We start from the raw sequence: 15,732 nt of genomic DNA, 5'->3' as shown, positions 1-15,732 counted from the left end.
AGTCTTATGCGCTGTATCCGCATCTGACTGTTCGGGGGAACATGGAACTGGGCTTGAAGCAGGCCGGGCATCCCAAGGACGAAATCGCGCGCAGCATCACCGAAGCCAGCCGCATGTTGTCGCTGGATCCCTATCTTGAACGTCGCCCGGCCGAGTTGTCCGGCGGTCAGCGCCAGCGCGTCGCGATCGGCCGCGCGATCGTGCGCAACCCCAAACTGTTCCTGTTCGATGAACCGCTGTCGAACCTGGATGCCGCGTTGCGCCTGAACACCCGGGTCGAAATCGCAAACCTGCACCGCCAGATCGACGCCAGCATGATCTACGTGACCCACGACCAGACCGAGGCGATGACTTTGGCGGACAAGATCGTCGTGTTGCGGGACGGCCGAGTCGAACAGATCGGCAGCCCGATGGAGCTGTACAACAACCCCGCCAACCGGTTCGTGGCCGAGTTCATCGGGTCTCCGGCGATGAATTTCGTGCCCGCCGATCGGATCGGTGGATCTGGCCGGCAACTTATCGGCATTCGCCCTGAATACGCTCGCCTTGGGCAGACGGGTCCGCTGTCAGGCACAGTCGTTCACGTGGAAAACCTTGGCGCAGATACCAACGTGTTGGTCGATATCGGTACCGAAAAGCCTTTTACCGTTCGGGCCTTTGGTCAGCATCAGGTGTCCCCGGGGACACAGGTCGGCATCGACTATGATCCGGCCAATGCACTGACGTTCGGAGAGGACGGGTTGCGGGTTTGACCGGGCGCGTTCAGCGCCCCCAATTGTCGGCCGGGTCGCTGTCGGCATAGTCTCGCAGCTGCGGAATGTTCGAGATTTCCGCGTGGTTGCGGTTGATCTTTACTCCCACCGCCTTGAGCCGTGAAAACGCACGGCTCAGGCTTTCGGGCTTCATGCCCAGACGCCCGGCGATCAGCATCTTGTCATAAGGCAGCTCGACTTCGCAGGCGCCTTCGTCGCAATCACACAGGTTCAGCAGGAACTCGGCCACCCGCTGCGCCCCGGTCTGGGCCTTGAGCTGTTCCAGCTGGGACACCAGCGAATGCAGATGGGTGAAGGTCGAAGCCAGGATCGAGATCCCGATCTCGGGGTCGGTCTTCATCAAGGAAATCAGCACCGGGCTGGGAATGTGCATGATCTCGCAGGCCGAGACCGCCTCGGCCGAAACCGGATAGGGCACGTTGCGCAGCGCTACCGCTTCGCCAAAGCTTTCGCCGCGGGTAAAGACGCTGACCACGGCCTCAGCCCCGGTGGGCGACATGCGGAACAGCTTGACCCATCCGGCCAGCACCACATGCACGGCCTGGGCGCTTTCTTCCTGCACAAAGATCGTCTCGCCACGGTCATACTGGCGCCAGATCGCGTGGCTCAGCAGGGTTTCGACATGCTGATCCGGCAGGCTTTTGAGCAGCAACGACTGCCGCGCAATGGCTTTTTGTGCTTCATGCGCCACGAAGGCATCCCCTTTTGTCCGGCCGAAAACCCGACCCATCCATCCCTGCGCCAGCCTATGCCAAACCCGCGCGCCGCGCACCACCCTTTTCCCGGCCTCGCTTGACTATTGTCATGTTCCCGGCGCGCGCGCGCCCATAGTCTGCACGCCAACGGCCAGTTTTCCGGGGAGATCGAGACATGGATTACGAGCATTTCTTCAGCCAGAGCCTCAGCGACCTGAAGGCCGAGGGCAACTATCGTGTCTTCATCGATCTGCAGCGCAAATGCGGCGCCTTCCCCAATGCCCGCCAGACCGATGGCGCGGCGGCACGGGACGTGCGCATCTGGTGTTCGAACGACTATCTGGGCATGGGCCAACACCCCTCGGTTCTGGCGGCAATGCATGATGCGCTAGACCGCTGCGGCGCCGGTGCGGGCGGCACCCGCAACATTTCCGGCACCACCCATGACCACGTCCTGCTGGAACACGAACTGGCCGACCTGCACGGGAAAGAGGCGGCGCTGCTGTTCACATCCGGCTACGTCTCGAACTGGGCGGCGCTGGGGACGCTGGCGGCAAAGATCCCCGGCCTGATCGTGTTCTCGGACGCGCTGAACCATGCCTCGATGATCGAGGGCATCCGCCATTCGCGGGCGCAGAAGGTGATCTGGAAGCACAACGATCTGGACGACCTGCGCGCCAAGCTGGCCGCCGCCGACCCCGAGGCGCCCAAGATGATCGCCTTTGAATCGGTCTATTCGATGGACGGCGACATCGCGCCGATCAAGGAAATCTGCGACCTGGCCGATGAATTCGGCGCCATGACCTATCTGGACGAGGTCCATGCGGTCGGCCTCTATGGTCCCCGCGGCGGCGGCATCGCCGAGCGCGAGGGTCTGATGCACCGTCTGACCGTGATCGAGGGCACGCTGGGCAAGGCCTTCGGCGTGGTGGGCGGCTATATCGCCGCGTCGGCCGCGCTGTGCGACTTCGTGCGCAGCTTTGCCAGCGGCTTCATCTTCACCACCGCCCTGCCCCCGGCGATCGCCGCCGGGGCGGCGGCCTCGATCCGGCATCTGAAACAATCGAATGCGGAACGCGACCTGCAGAAGGCGCGCGTGGCCCAGGTGCGCGCCCGGCTCGACACCGAGGGCATCCCGCATCTGCCCAACCCCAGCCACATCATCCCGGTGATGGTGGGCGACCCGGTCAAGTGCAAGTTCATCTCGGACACGCTGCTGGAAGAGTTCGGCATCTACATCCAGCCGATCAACTATCCCACCGTGCCCAAAGGAACCGAGCGGCTGCGCATCACGCCCTCACCCGTGCACACCGATGCCGATATCGACCATCTGGTCGGCGCGCTCTCGGCGCTGTGGCAACGGTGCCAGATCGCCCGGATGCCGATGGCCGCGCAATAGATTTCTGTCCCTGAACTGGCAAGCCGCCGTGCCCCTGTGCGCGGCGGTTCTTTTTTGCCTCAGACCAGGTAGAGCGCAAAGATGAGTGCCGCAAAGGTGCTCAGCACCAGCGTGAAGCCGCGCAGCCAGGCCGGGCTGCGTTCAAGGTCGAGATACCGCGCCAGGATGACGCGGGCCTTGAACAGGGCCAACAGCAGGATACCGCCCCCGACCGGTCGGGACCCTACGGGCATGAGGGTCAGCAGGGCCGAGGCCAGGCTGAGCGCGATCAGGCCGGCCCAGGCGCGCGTCAGGCGATCCGCTTGGGTGGGTCGAGCAAAGAAGAACCTCGGCATCGCGTCACCCCAACAGGTAGATCACCGGAAAGAGCAGGACCCAGACCAGATCGACCATGTGCCAGAACTGGCCCCCCGCCTCGATATTGCGGGGATCGTCGCGCCAGGCGACCAGCAGCAGAATGACGACCCCGGCCAGCACATGCGCGGCATGGAACCCGGTGAGAAGGTAGTAGAACAGGAAGAACGGGTGGGTCTCGTAGCTGATGCCCTGCGCGGCCTTGCCGCCATATTCCGCGCCCTTGATGATCAGGAACACCACGCCCAGCAGGGCCGCGCCGATCAGGGCCAGCCGCGCGGCACCGCGTCGCGCCGCGTGCCGCCAGCGCAGCGCCCGCGCCGCCAGAAAGCCTGATGTGACCAGAACGCCGGTGTTGAGCGCGGCCCCGGTTCGGTAGAGATGGGATTGCGCCTCGGCAAAGCCTGCCGGGTCGGTCAGGCGGACGCCCACGAAGGCGGTCAGCCCGGCCCCGAACACCAGCAGTTCCGAGACGATCAGAACCCACATCAGCAATTCGCCGGGCAGCTCGTCGATCAGCGAAGCATCACTCATGCGCCGACCAGTTGGCGATAGATCTGCGGCAGGGCCATGGTCAGGCGGTTGGGGTCGGGGATCACCGCGAACCCGCCTTGCCCGAACATGCGCGGGAACCAGCTTTTGCCGGTCTTGTCGATGGTGACGCCAAAGACCGACTGCCCCGCCCGGCGCGCCTCGCGCACGGCCATGCAGGTGTCTTCGATGCCGTGGCGGCCCTCGTAGTGGTCCAGATCGTTGGGCTTGCCGTCGGTGATCACCAGCAGCAGCCGGCGTTTGCGCGCCTGCGCCGCCAGATCGGCCGAGGCATGACGGATCGCCGCCCCCAGCCGCGTGTAATGGCCCGGCCGCAGCGACGCGATGCGCTGCTCCACGGTGGCGGTCATGGGCTCATTGAACTTTTTGCAGCGCTGCACATAGACCCGCTGGCGTTTCAGCGAACTGAAGGCGTGGATGGCAAAATCGTCGCCGCAGGCGTTCAGACCCCAGGCCAGCGCCGCCAGTGCCTCGCGTTCGATATCGATCACCGCACGCCCCGCGACCGCGCTTTCGGTCGATCGGCTGACATCCAGCAGGATCGACACCGCCAGGTCGCGCGCCTCGGGACGGGATTGCATCCAGATGCGCTCGTTGCCCTCGCCATTGGCGCGGCGGTCCACGGCGCTGCGCACGGCGGCCTCGATATCCAGCTGGTCGCCGTCCAGATGGCCGCGGGTCATCACGCGGCCCGGGCGCAGGGCCTCGAACTGGCGTTTGACGGCGCGGATGCGGCGGGCGGTGGCCGGGTCCTTGCCGAAATCGGCGACATCCTCGCGAATCTCGGCATCCGAAGTCAGAACGTTGACGTGATCGGGCAGATACTGCCCCGTGCGCACATCCCATTCCGGGTACAGCACACGCCCCGAAAGGCGCTCGCGGTTCACGTCTTCGGGCGCGAGATCGAGATGCAGCTTCAGCCGCGTCGGCGGCGCCTTCGATATCTGGCCCAGCCCGATTTCGTCCTGATCGTCGGCGGCCTTTTTCGCGTTGTCCGGGTCGTCATCGTCGATCCGGCGGTTGAGGTTCAGGAATTCAGCCCAGCTGAGGATCGCCTCGAACTTGTGCAGGATCAAACTGTCCTGCCGCTCGGCCTGGTCGGATTTGCGGCGGCGGGCGCGGTGGGTCTTTTCCCCTGATTCCTCGGGTGGGCCGTCGGTGTCGCGGCTTTCGACCTCGGTGTGTTCGGAAAACGCGACCGCGCGCAGTTCGGGCCAAAGAGGCACCGGGCGGAACGGCTGGTACCCGCGCGGGGCGGCCACGTCGTCGCCCAGGGCGTCGTAGGCCTGGGCGCGGGCGGACAGGGGCGCCGGATCACCCAGCATCCAACGGATCAGGTCTTCGACGGCGGCCTCGGCCGAGGGCAGGCCGGGCAGATTGCGCTGATACAGCACGCCCTTGCACAGTTCGGTGTAAAGCGGGCACAGGCCCGGCGCGTCCTCGAGCGTTGCGGCGACCATCGCGCGGGCCGCCTGCAGGGCGCGCAGATCGGCGCGCAAAGGATCGTCCTCGTCGATGCGGGTTCCGGCATGGGCGGCCACCGCCGCCAGCCAGACATACAGCGCGCCATTGGCCTCGCGTGCGGGAAACACCGCCAGCCGGTCGGGCAGGCGCAGGACCTCGCCATCGAAACTGGCGCGCGGGATCAGCTCGGCCTCGGTGGCCAGCTTGCGCCGCCAGCCCAGCCGGTGGCGCGAGAGCTCGGGCGAAACCGGGCGCAGCTCGACGCCCGGACTGCCCCCAAGCCCCCGGAAAAGAACGGCCAGCCGCCCCGCGACCTGCGACAGGTCGACCGCGGCTCCTTCGTGCACCTCTGGTGCATCAAGGCGGCTGGCAAGGCTGTGCCACAGTTTCCCGATGGTTTCTTCGGGTTCCCATGGCTCAAAGTCGATCCTGACCATCGCCGGCCTCACCCAAAGACGGCGGTGACAAGATCGAGGAGCCCGCGTTTGATATCCTCGTCATCAGTCAGAGGTTCGATCATGGCGGCAAGGATGGCGCGGTCGGTGGACATGCCCTGCGCGATCAGAGTCGCGGCATAGACGACCAGGCGGGTGGATACGCCTTCCTCGAGGTCCTGACCCTTGAGCCCGCGCAGCTTGCCCGCCAGCCGCACCAGCGGCTTGCAGCGCTCCAGCGGCAGACCGCTTTCCTGCGCGACCACCTCGGCCTCCATCTGAGGCGAGGGGAAGTCGAATTCCAGCGAGATGAACCGTTGCCGGGTCGAGGGTTTGAGGGTTTTCAGAATGTTCTGATAGCCGGGGTTGTAGGAGGCCACCAGCATGAAGCCGGGCGCGGCCTCAAGCTCTTCCCCGGTGCGATCGATCGGCAGGATGCGCCGGTCGTCGGTCAGCGGGTGCAGCACCACGGTCACATCCTTGCGCGCCTCGACCACCTCGTCCAGGTAACAGATCGCGCCCTCGCGCACCGCGCGGGTCAGGGGACCATCGACCCAGACGGTCTCGCCGCCTTTCAGCAGGTAGCGCCCGATCAGGTCGGCGGCGGCCAGGTCGTCGTGGCAGGCCACGGTATAGAGCGGCCGACCCAGACTGGCGGCCATATGGGACACGAAGCGGGTCTTGCCGCAACCTGTCGGGCCTTTCAGCAGGACCGGCAGCTTGTTGGTATAGGCGGCGGCGAACACGTCGCATTCGTCGCCCTGGGGCAGGTAGAAGGGGGCGTCTGCCGCCCCCGTTCCCAGTTTCATGGAGCCGTCCATATTCATCACTCCGCCGGGGTTTCCGCGACGCCGGGTTCGATGACCTCTTTGCGCGGAACCCAGATCGAGTAGATGAACAGCAGCGCACCGATGACCACGACCAGACCGGAGCCGAAGCGCATCCAGTAGAAGATCGCGACCTGATCCTGCACATCCATGTAGTAGTCACCCACCACGCGCTGCATGTGCGTCTGGACGGTGCCGGCAAAGGTCAGCACGAAGGTCATGAAGACCATGCCGCCGGTCATCAGCCAGAACGAGGCCATGTTCAGCACCTGATTGTACGGATCACGGTTCTTCAGGATCGGCATCGCATAGGTGAAGATCGCCAGGTTGAGGCAGACATAGGCGCCGTAGAAGGCCAGGTGCCCGTGCGCCGCCGTGATCTGCGTACCGTGGGTATAGTAGTTCACCCCGTGCAGCGTGTGCAGGAAGCCCCAGACGCCGGCGCCGAAGAAGGCCAGCGTGGCACAGCCCAGCGACCACAGCAGCGCGGCCTTGTTGGGGTGGTCCCGACGGCCCTTCCAGACCATGACGAACGCAAAGGCCATCATCGCAAAGAACGGGATCACCTCGAGGCTTGAGAAGATCGACCCGATCCACTGCCAGTAACCCGGCGTACCGATCCAGTAGTAGTGGTGGCCGGTGCCCAAAATGCCCGAGAACAACGCGGCGGCGACGATGACATACAGCCATTTCTCGACCACCTCGCGGTCAACTCCGGTCAGCTTGAGCATCAGGTAGGCCAGGATCGAGGCCATGATCAGCTCCCACACGCCTTCGACCCACAGGTGAACGACGTACCACCAGTACTGCTTGTCGAGGCTCAGGTTGCCCGGGTTGTAGAAGGCGAACAGGAACAGCAGCGCCAGACCCCAGAGGCCCAGCAGCAGGATGTTGGTGATGGCGGTCTTCTTGCCCTTCAGAACGGTCAACGACACGTTGTAGAGGAAGATCAGCGCCGCCACGACGATGCCGGCCTTGACCCATTTGGGTTGTTCAAGGAACTCGCGCCCCTCTTTGCCCAGCAGCCAGTTGCCTTCGAACAGGTTGAAGACATAGGTCAGCACCACACCCAGCGTACCCAAGATCAGGATCGCCAGCTGGATATAGGCCAGCTTGGTCGAGTGGATCTCGCGCTCGGCCTCTTCGGGGATCAGGAAATAGGCCGCGCCGAAAAAGCCGGTGATCAGCCACACGATCAGCGCGTTGGTGTGCAGCATCCGCACGATGTTGAACGGCAGAAGCTCGCTCAGAAAATTGGGGGATACATAGATCCAGCCGGCCAGCAGACCGCCGATCACCTGGATCGCGAACAGGCCCATTGCGAATGCGAAATAGGCATAGGCCACTTTTTGGGATTCGTATTTCATTGCTCCGTTCCCTTCTCAGCCCGCGTCATTCGGGGGCCAGTCCTGAGCGTCGATATTGTCCGTCCAGATCAGGAAGTTGGCCAGATCACGGATCTCTTCGTCGCTGAGGTTGAACCTTGGCATCTGCCGGCGACCGGGAATGCCGGTGGGTTGCGCCTCCATCCAGCCCTTGAGAGATTCAAAGGCCGATTCCGGGTCGTCCAGAACGCCCCAGCGGGTCATCACGTTGGCGACCTCGGGGGCGAAGTAGGCACCCTCACCCATGATCGAGTGACAGTTGATGCAGGCGTGTTTTTCCCAGACGTGTTTGCCCCGGATCACGCTCTCATCCAGCTTCGCCGAGTTCGGCGAATTGACGATGTACAGGTGTGAGTGGGCCGACAGGGCCAGAAAGATTAAAATGAAGAACAGTGACCCGCCATAGAATATGTTGCGGGCCATGCTCTTGGTCATGACTTCTCGCATTGCGCTCTCCTTTGCGCCGCTTTGCTGGTGGGGGGACAATGGCGGGATGGGCGGTTTGCCGCCTTAACGAAAGTCAAGACTCTGTCCTGGCACACGGCCAATAGGCTACATTCCCTTAAAATAAGCGTGAAATGCCCCGAAATCGCCTTGAACCGCTGTTATCAGGGTGCGAAGTCAGATGGAGTTTCCGGATCCGTGATGTGCTGTTCCGGTGTCTTTGATTGAGCGAGTGAACGAGTAAGAGATGGCGAACTATTCCTATATCGGCTACGCGCCAGGGGTGATTTCACTTAGTTTTACCGGGTTTAACTCCGGTACCATCACTCTGAGTTCAGGCTATGATCCGAACACCGATCGCCGGGTATTTGACGTAACCGACGCGGCCGGTGGAACGCTCGTGAACGGAGATCCGGACAACGGAACTGATTTCAACGGCGACCGTTTCAACAACGAAGTCGGCGATGACCTGACACAGACAGGCGTCGTCACCAGCCTTGACGGATCAACCACCTTTGATTCCGGCGCTATCTATCTGGAAGAATCCTACGCCCTGACCAAACCGGGCGGCGGTACGATCGATGTTTTCCGGGTCGAGGTTGAAGGGAATCTTGTCGGATACATCACGTCCGAACCTTTGGTACCCGGTACCGCCTATTCCTTCATTCGTTCGAATGTGACCCCTTCAAACGCTCCGGACACCACCGATCCCACAGCCATTGTCGACGTGCCCTGTTTTACCGCCGGTACGCTGATCGAAACACCCACCGGCGCCAAGGCGATAGAAGATCTGGCCGAAGGCGATCTGGTGCTGACGCTCGATCACGGCCCGCAACCGATTCGCTGGGTCGGCTCGCGCATCCTGACGTCGGTCGATTTGCAGGCCAACCCACGCCTGCGTCCGATCTGTGTATCAGCCGGAGCGCTGGGGGCGGGTCTACCGCGGCGCGACCTGCGGGTCTCTCCGCAGCACCGGATGCTGGTTCGCTCGGCGATTGCCGTGCGCATGTTCGACGCCCAAGAGGTGCTGATCCCAGCCCACAAGCTGGTCGGCGTTCCCGGCGTTCATGCCGATGAAACCGTCAGCAGCGTGACGTACTACCACATTCTGTTCGACCGCCATGAAATCGTGACCGCCGAAGGGGCTCCGTCGGAAAGCCTGTACACCGGGCCCGAAGCACTCAAAAGCATTGGCCGCGATGCCCGAGACGAGATCTTCGAGATTTTCCCCGAGCTTGACGACCCGGATCATGTCCCGCTCGCCGCTCGGCCCATTCCCGAAACCGGCAAGCGTGCGCGGCACATGATCCATCGGCATGTCAAAAACGCGCGACCTTTGATCGACCGGGCCTGAGCCGCTCAGGACGGTACCGCACGCGGACCCACCAAGGCCGGCCACATCGCCACCACATACAGCGCCATCGCGCTGATCCACAGCCCGTCGGCAACCAGCATGGCAGTCAAGAATTGCGCGTCCAACCCGGACCCAATCCAGCGCAGAATCGCAGCCAGAGCCATAGCTCCGTAGGCGACGACCACCGGCGCGGGGGCGACCAGCGCCCGTCCGCTATGGCCAAGCGCCGCGCGGCTCATGACCGCCAGCGTCATGCCACCGACGCAGCCGATGCCCAACACATGCAGCGCACCAAGTTCACTGCCGAGGCCCAACAAGCCCATTCCCCACAGAACCAGTCCAAGGCCCAGCATCCCCAAGGCCAGATGCAGCGCAAACAGAATCGGCTGCCGGACAGCCCAAGCCCCCCGCCAACCTGACAGGCGCAAGCCCTGTATCGCTCCGAGGACCAGCGCCAAAATCGCGACCGCGTGCCCGGCCCCGAAGATCAGCATCACAGCGGGCAGCAGCAGGGCCAGCACCATATTGCTTTTTTCCATCCAATCGCGACTGACAGGCCACTCAGCTTCGGGCACGCCTTCCCGCTTCATTGCATTGCGCGTAAAGGCCGGAGTGATCCGACCACCCAGAATGGCGATCATGGAACACAAGGCCAGCAGTCCTGTACGCAGACCGACATCCAGGGTTCCGGTCGTCACACCGATCCAGTCCAGATGGGTCAACAGGTTGGACACCCAGATGTAGGCCAGCAACAGAAGAAAGATCATGTTCTGCGGTTTTGGTCGCCGGATAAGCTGGGTGGCGATCTTGGCCGCAAGAACCGGCACGAAGGCGAGGTCGAGCACCGCGACAATCACCGGGTCGATCACACCCGAAAACCACAGTGCCACGCGACCGGCCAACCACAGCGCCGCTGCAGCGGCAATAAACAAGCGCCGCGCCTCGGGGGCGCCGGTCCAGTTGGGAACTGCGGTCAGAAAGAACCCGCCCAGTGCGGCACTGGCATAACCAAAAATCATCTCGTGCGCGTGCCACATCGGCGGGCTCATGGCATAGGGCGCCTCGGTCCATATTTCGATCCCTGCCAGCGTTGCCAGCCACCCTCCCCAGGCCAGACCGGCAAACACGCCGTAAAGACCTGCAAACAGAAAAAAGACCCGGAACCCCTCACCCATAACGCGCGTGATTGCCGATGGCATGCCTGCTCTCCTTGGCCAAGCTGTTCGATGGCCAAGCACTAGCAACCGGCGGACCCGCGCCCCTTAACCAAAATCAAGCGTCGGCGAAAACATGACCCCAAAAAGCACTTATTTTCATGGCTTTTTTCCGCGTCATTTCCGTCTGAACACCCCCTCCGTTGACTTTCGTCAAGGAGAAGACGCCCGTCCCGGCGCAGTGTCCGGCCTGCCTCACCAGCAAACGGAGAGTGATCATGTCACTTGGAATCAGCCATTACACCACCGGCCGCGCCTTCAGGATCGGTCTGGCCATGTTGTTGGGCAGCGTCGCTGCTCCGACATTCGCCGAAGAGCCAACCCTGAGCGACGAAGCCTTCGAGGCTTCGAAACAGCTCTACTTCGAACAATGTGCCGGCTGCCACGGCGTGCTGCGCAAGGGCGCCACCGGCAAGAACCTCGAGCCACACTGGAAGAAAACCGCAGCCGACGGCACCGTGACCGAAGGCGGCACCCTGCAACTGGGCCAGGAGCGCCTTGAAAAGATCATCGCGTGGGGCACCGAAGGCGGTATGAACAACTTCTCGGACATCATGACCGAGGAGCAGATCCGCGACATGGCGACCTACATCATGATGGACCCGCCCAAGCCGCCGGAAATGTCGCTGGAACAGATGAAGGCGACCCGCAAGGTCTATGTCGAAGAGGCAGACTATCCGACCGAGCCGCTGCACGGTCGCAACTGGGAGAACTTCTTCGTCGTCATCGAACGTGACGTGGGCAAGGTTGCCGTAATCGACGGCGACACCAAAGAGGTGCTGACCCACATCCCCACCGGCTATGCCGTGCACGTTCTGAAAGCGTCCGAACACCACAGCCTGACCGAACCGGAACATCCCGGCCGTTTCTGGTACACCATGGGTCGCGACGGCAAGATGACCAAAATCGACCTCTGGCAGACGCCGGACAAGATGTTGGTCTCGGAGGTCAAGATCGCCTATGACGCCCGCGACGTCGCAGTTTCCGGCGATGGCAAATACGTCATCGGTGGTGGTTACTGGCCGCCGCACTTCGCGATCGTTGACGCCAAAACCATGGAACCGCTCAAGGTCGTTTCGACCCGCGGCGTGAACGTGGACGGCGACTATGTCGAAGAAAGCCGCGTGGCCGCGATCTACACGACACCGAACGAACCGACCTGGATCGTCGCCGTGAAAGAGTTGGGCCAGTTGTGGCAGGTCGATTACACGGACCTCGACAACCTGCGCATCGACAAGATCGACAGCGCCAAGTTCCTGCATGACGGGTTCTTTGACCCGACGGGCCGCTATTTCCAGATCGCCGCGAACGCGTCGAACAAAATGGTAGTCGTCGATACCGAAACCCACAAGCTGGAGGCGATGATCGACACCGCCGCCCTGCCGCACCCCGGACCGGGCGCAAACTGGGTCGATCCGAACTGTGGACCGGTTGCCGGCACGACCCACCTGGGTGTGGGTACCGTGACCGTTTGGGGCAACGACCCCAAAGGCCACCCGGATCAGGCTTGGAAGGTCTGCTACGAAGTAGAGACGGACGGCCCCGGCCTGTTTGTCCGCACCCACCCGAACTCAGACTACATCTGGGCTGACCAGACCAAACACCCCGAGCCGGAAATCCAGCAGTCGGTGCAAGTCATCTCGAAAGAGACCGGCGAGATCGTGAAAACGATCCAGATCACCGAAGACGAAGGCAGTGCCGCCGTTCACTTTGAATTCAATGCCGACGGCACCGAGGTCTGGGTCTCCAAGTGGAACCTGTCGGACTCCAAGGAGCCCAACGGTCAAATCGTGATCTTCGACGCCAAGACGCTGGAAGAGATCGGCCGTATCGACGGGCTCTATGCGCCGACCGGCAAGTTCAACGTCTACAACCGCTCGAACCACGTCACCTGACGGGTTGGCAGCAAGCACAGGAAAGGGCGGGCCCCTCGCCCGCCCTTTCCACGTTTGTCCGCGGCGCCCTGCCCGGCATCCCAACCGCCATTCCAACCGGCCTGAAATCCAAGGCCAGACATGACAGCCAAAACGGAGCCTGGACATGACCCAGTCCGAACCGGAAAAGAAAAAACCGATCTGGCACCGGTATTTCCTGTGGGGAATGCCCGTGGCCGGCATCGCCGCGGCCTTTGTCGCCGGCATCATCTTCTGGGGCGGGTTCAACACCGCCATGGAAGCCACCAACACCGAGAAATTCTGTGTCTCGTGCCATGAGATGCGCGACTATATCTACACCGAGTACAAGGGAACGATCCATGACGTGAACCGCTCGGGCGTGGGCGCGGTCTGTTCGGACTGCCACGTGCCCAAGGACTGGACGCACAAGATCATCCGCAAGATCAAAGCCTCGAGAGAGCTGTACGGCAAGATGGTTGGCTCGATCAGCACGCCCGAGAAATTCGAGGCCAAGCGCATCCATCTGGCCATGAACGAATGGCAGCGGATGAAAAAGACCGACTCGCGCGAGTGCCGCAACTGCCACGATTTCGAGTCGATGATGCCCGAGTTCCAGAAGCCACGCGCGCGGCAGCAGCACCTGAACGCGATGGAGGTGGGCCAGACCTGCATCGACTGCCACAAGGGTATCGCACACTCGAACATCCGTGACCGCGCACCCGAAGATTTTCTGGAAGAGCTCGAAGCCCCGAACCCGGCCTTCGCCCGTCCGATCCCGCCGGAATACCTGGCCAGCCTGGAGCGGATCGAAGCCAAGGAGGCCGCCGAGGCCGAAGCCGAGAAAGCCGCCCGCAAAGCCCAGCAGGAGGCGGTGCAAGCGCAGATCGCTGCAGCGGTCGACACCGCCTTGGCCGAGGAACGCGCCAAGGCCGATGGCACAGCAACCGACGCCGCGGCCTCGGGCGGCAGCGACGTTGGTGGCAACATCGACTGGAACGCCGTGGCCAGCACCGATCTGAAACTGTTCTATCCGGGACAGGCTTCGTTCGAATGGGTGCAGAACGGCAAGACCCACGGTGGCGCACGCCCTCTGACCAAGGGTGGCGACCAGTGCTCGACCTGCCACGCCAAGGAGCTGGACGCTATCGGCAACAAGATCGTCGCTGGCGGTGATCTCGAACCGACCCCCATCCCCGGCAAGCGCGGGGTGATCGACGCTACGGTTCAGGCCGCGCATGACGACGAAATCCTGTATATCCGGCTGCAATGGGCGGATGCGGGCCACAATCCCGCGCCCTTCGTCGACGGCGGTAAGATGGATCCGGACAACCCGATCAAGGTCGCCATGATGATCACCGGCACCGGGATCGAGCTGGGCGAACAGGTGGGGTGCTGGGCCTCGTGCCACGCCGACAACACCTATATGCCCTTTGCGCCCGATGCCGAAACCATCGCCGCCAACCCGGACGTGGCCGCACGCCTGACGGCCAAGGACACCGTCACCAAGTACATCAGCGAAAGCCGCACCGAGGTCGAAGTCAAAGGCCGGCGCGGCAAGCCGCTAGGCGGCTGGGACAAGCTGCAGGCCGAAGAGCAGATCGCGCAATACCTGCAGGACGGCACATTCCTTGACCTGATGCGCGTCTATGCCGACGGCAGCGCCACCAATGGCTATCTGCTGGAACAGCGCGCGGTCAACGATGGCGAGATCTCGGCCTCGGCCAGCCTGTCGGGCGGCATGTGGACGGTGGTGTTCTCGCGGCCGCTGAACTCGGGCGCACCGGGCGACGTGCCGCTGGAGCCGGGCAAGACCTACACGGTGGGCTTTGCCATCCACGATGACCACTCGGCCGCACGGTTCCACCACGTCACGCTGAACACCAGCCTCGCGCTGGATGACGACAGCGCCGACATCAACGTGGTCAAACAGTAACGAAAAGGGGCCGGCGATACGGCCCCTTTTCCACGGCCGAGGAGACACGCGACCATGACGACCAAGCCCCTTCTGACCGCAGTCCTGACCCTGGCGATGGTTCTGCCAGCCCTAGCCGATGAAGCCGACCAGATCTGCGCCGAGGCCGAGGAAAGCTATGTCGAACTCTTCGGCGATCCTTCCGACGCCGTGCTGGATGCCGAGGTGGTGCTGATGTACAAGTACCACTTCTGCCCGGCCCAGATCACGGTCAAGCCCGGCACCACGGTGCGCTGGGTCAACGTGGACAAGCGCACCAGCCATTCGGTGCTTTTGAAGGACGGCAGCCAGCCCGAATCCGACCGCATCTTCCCCGAGGAATCGGTCGAGATGACGTTCCTTGAACCCGGCCCGCAGAACTATCTGTGCGGCCCGCATTGGGAAACGCAGAACATGGTCGGCATGGTCACCGTCGAGCCCTGAACGCAGGCACACATACAGGCAAACTAAAGGAGCGCGGGCGCAAATCCCGCGCTCCTTAACTTATGTCAAGGAGGCCTCTTTGCGAATGCGCCAGTCTGCGGCCATGACACGCCCGGCCATCCCAGCAACGTCCCGATCCGCCGCTCTGTCCGCGCTCGGAACCTACCGGAACACCCGGGTCCCGATGACATTCAGACCAAGCGAGATTGCACCATGAGCGGTAAGGTTTTTCTGATCGGCGCCGGACCCGGAGACCCCGAATTGATGACCCTGCGCGCCTTGCGTATGCTGCGCGAGGCGGATGTGGTGGTCTACGACCGTCTGGTCTCGGAGGAGATCCTGGCCATGCACGCCCCCGGTGCGCGGCTGATCCCCGTGGGCAAGGCGCCCAAATGCCATACCGTGCCGCAGGACCGGATCAACCAGATCCTGCTGGAACAGGCCCGCGCGGGCCACAGGGTTGCCCGCCTCAAGGGGGGCGATCCGATGATCTTTGGCCGCGGCTCGGAAGAGGCGGCGTTTCTGATGGACCATGGCATTGCGGTTG

At 63.0% G+C, this 15,732-nt stretch carries 15 protein-coding genes; 7 read left to right on the top strand and 8 right to left on the bottom strand.

The genetic code is table 11. From position 1 onward, the window contains the following. The coding region (locus AC2FM5_RS16495; protein ID WP_496736868.1) for an ABC transporter ATP-binding protein at positions 1-752 on the top strand (752 nt) is incomplete at its 5' end. Positions 753-762: 10 nt separating this feature from the next. Here AC2FM5_RS16495 and AC2FM5_RS16490 read toward each other — a convergent pair. Continuing rightward, positions 763-1,464 (bottom strand): Crp/Fnr family transcriptional regulator, encoded by a 702-nt coding sequence (locus AC2FM5_RS16490; protein WP_170359769.1) that lies wholly within the window; start codon positions 1,462-1,464, stop codon positions 763-765. A gap of 179 nt (positions 1,465-1,643) precedes the next feature. On the opposite strand from AC2FM5_RS16490, the gene hemA reads away from it, so the two are divergent. Then, the gene (hemA, locus tag AC2FM5_RS16485; protein WP_170372720.1) at positions 1,644-2,867 is read left to right on the top strand and encodes a 5-aminolevulinate synthase; all 1,224 of its coding nucleotides are present in this window, start codon (positions 1,644-1,646) and stop codon (positions 2,865-2,867) included. A gap of 59 nt (positions 2,868-2,926) precedes the next feature. Here the strand turns inward: hemA and AC2FM5_RS16480 are convergent, their stop codons facing one another. Genes AC2FM5_RS16480 through AC2FM5_RS16455 form a run of 6 tightly spaced genes read right to left on the bottom strand, consistent with a single transcriptional unit; the run spans position 2,927 to position 8,330 of the window. Then, positions 2,927-3,202: a cytochrome C oxidase subunit IV family protein gene (locus tag AC2FM5_RS16480; RefSeq protein ID WP_170367416.1), complete on the bottom strand. Its 276-nt coding sequence runs from the start codon at positions 3,200-3,202 to the stop codon at positions 2,927-2,929. 4 nt (positions 3,203-3,206) lie between these two features. Then, positions 3,207-3,755: a cytochrome c oxidase subunit 3 gene (locus AC2FM5_RS16475; protein ID WP_496736865.1), complete on the bottom strand. Its 549-nt coding sequence runs from the start codon at positions 3,753-3,755 to the stop codon at positions 3,207-3,209. Continuing rightward, positions 3,752-5,674 (bottom strand): nitric oxide reductase activation protein NorD, encoded by a 1,923-nt coding sequence (locus tag AC2FM5_RS16470; RefSeq protein WP_496736864.1) that lies wholly within the window; start codon positions 5,672-5,674, stop codon positions 3,752-3,754. Before AC2FM5_RS16470 ends, AC2FM5_RS16475 begins: the two co-directional genes overlap by 4 nt. An 8-nt stretch (positions 5,675-5,682) precedes the next feature. Further along, positions 5,683-6,498, bottom strand: coding sequence for a CbbQ/NirQ/NorQ/GpvN family protein (locus tag AC2FM5_RS16465; protein WP_437342534.1), 816 nt, complete (start codon positions 6,496-6,498; stop codon positions 5,683-5,685). Next, positions 6,498-7,865 (bottom strand): cbb3-type cytochrome c oxidase subunit I, encoded by a 1,368-nt coding sequence (locus AC2FM5_RS16460; RefSeq protein WP_170359704.1) that lies wholly within the window; start codon positions 7,863-7,865, stop codon positions 6,498-6,500. Before AC2FM5_RS16460 ends, AC2FM5_RS16465 begins: the two co-directional genes overlap by 1 nt. A 15-nt stretch (positions 7,866-7,880) precedes the next feature. After that, positions 7,881-8,330 (bottom strand): c-type cytochrome, encoded by a 450-nt coding sequence (locus AC2FM5_RS16455; RefSeq protein WP_005977183.1) that lies wholly within the window; start codon positions 8,328-8,330, stop codon positions 7,881-7,883. A gap of 244 nt (positions 8,331-8,574) precedes the next feature. On the opposite strand from AC2FM5_RS16455, the gene AC2FM5_RS16450 reads away from it, so the two are divergent. Continuing rightward, positions 8,575-9,681 carry a Hint domain-containing protein gene (locus AC2FM5_RS16450; RefSeq protein WP_496736862.1) on the top strand — a complete coding sequence of 369 codons (1,107 nt, stop codon included), beginning with the start codon at positions 8,575-8,577 and terminating at the stop codon, positions 9,679-9,681. A gap of 5 nt (positions 9,682-9,686) precedes the next feature. Here the strand turns inward: AC2FM5_RS16450 and AC2FM5_RS16445 are convergent, their stop codons facing one another. Further along, a complete protein-coding gene (locus AC2FM5_RS16445; protein ID WP_170444848.1) occupies positions 9,687-10,880 on the bottom strand; it encodes an NnrS family protein in 1,194 nt (397 codons plus the stop codon). 233 nt (positions 10,881-11,113) lie between these two features. Between AC2FM5_RS16445 and AC2FM5_RS16440 the strand changes: the two genes are divergently transcribed. The 4 genes from AC2FM5_RS16440 to AC2FM5_RS16425 all read left to right on the top strand — a co-directional run. Then, positions 11,114-12,790 (top strand): cytochrome D1 domain-containing protein, encoded by a 1,677-nt coding sequence (locus tag AC2FM5_RS16440; protein ID WP_496736859.1) that lies wholly within the window; start codon positions 11,114-11,116, stop codon positions 12,788-12,790. Between the two features lie 145 nt (positions 12,791-12,935). After that, positions 12,936-14,723: a NapC/NirT family cytochrome c gene (locus tag AC2FM5_RS16435; protein ID WP_496736857.1), complete on the top strand. Its 1,788-nt coding sequence runs from the start codon at positions 12,936-12,938 to the stop codon at positions 14,721-14,723. A 54-nt stretch (positions 14,724-14,777) separates the two neighbouring features. Further along, a complete protein-coding gene (locus AC2FM5_RS16430; RefSeq protein ID WP_170359694.1) occupies positions 14,778-15,185 on the top strand; it encodes a cupredoxin domain-containing protein in 408 nt (135 codons plus the stop codon). A 213-nt stretch (positions 15,186-15,398) separates the two neighbouring features. Further along, the coding region (locus tag AC2FM5_RS16425) for a uroporphyrinogen-III C-methyltransferase (RefSeq protein WP_496736855.1) at positions 15,399-15,732 on the top strand (334 nt) is incomplete at its 3' end.

This window comes from Ruegeria sp. BHSA162, from assembly GCF_059613385.1.
This window is presented reverse-complemented; position numbering and strand designations above follow the sequence as displayed.

What these genes read in the sequence shown, in the direction of transcription:
- hemA (WP_170372720.1), top strand. Translation starts at nt 1,644, where the DNA reads ATGGATTACGAGCATTTCTTCAGCCAGAGCCTCAGCGACCTGAAGGCC.
- AC2FM5_RS16480 (WP_170367416.1), bottom strand. Translation starts at nt 3,202, where the DNA reads ATGCCGAGGTTCTTCTTTGCTCGACCCACCCAAGCGGATCGCCTGACG.
- AC2FM5_RS16475 (WP_496736865.1), bottom strand. Translation starts at nt 3,755, where the DNA reads ATGAGTGATGCTTCGCTGATCGACGAGCTGCCCGGCGAATTGCTGATG.
- AC2FM5_RS16470 (WP_496736864.1), bottom strand. Translation starts at nt 5,674, where the DNA reads ATGGTCAGGATCGACTTTGAGCCATGGGAACCCGAAGAAACCATCGGG.
- AC2FM5_RS16465 (WP_437342534.1), bottom strand. Translation starts at nt 6,498, where the DNA reads ATGAATATGGACGGCTCCATGAAACTGGGAACGGGGGCGGCAGACGCC.
- AC2FM5_RS16460 (WP_170359704.1), bottom strand. Translation starts at nt 7,865, where the DNA reads ATGAAATACGAATCCCAAAAAGTGGCCTATGCCTATTTCGCATTCGCA.
- AC2FM5_RS16455 (WP_005977183.1), bottom strand. Translation starts at nt 8,330, where the DNA reads ATGCGAGAAGTCATGACCAAGAGCATGGCCCGCAACATATTCTATGGC.
- AC2FM5_RS16450 (WP_496736862.1), top strand. Translation starts at nt 8,575, where the DNA reads ATGGCGAACTATTCCTATATCGGCTACGCGCCAGGGGTGATTTCACTT.
- AC2FM5_RS16445 (WP_170444848.1), bottom strand. Translation starts at nt 10,880, where the DNA reads ATGCCATCGGCAATCACGCGCGTTATGGGTGAGGGGTTCCGGGTCTTT.
- AC2FM5_RS16440 (WP_496736859.1), top strand. Translation starts at nt 11,114, where the DNA reads ATGTCACTTGGAATCAGCCATTACACCACCGGCCGCGCCTTCAGGATC.
- AC2FM5_RS16435 (WP_496736857.1), top strand. Translation starts at nt 12,936, where the DNA reads ATGACCCAGTCCGAACCGGAAAAGAAAAAACCGATCTGGCACCGGTAT.
- AC2FM5_RS16430 (WP_170359694.1), top strand. Translation starts at nt 14,778, where the DNA reads ATGACGACCAAGCCCCTTCTGACCGCAGTCCTGACCCTGGCGATGGTT.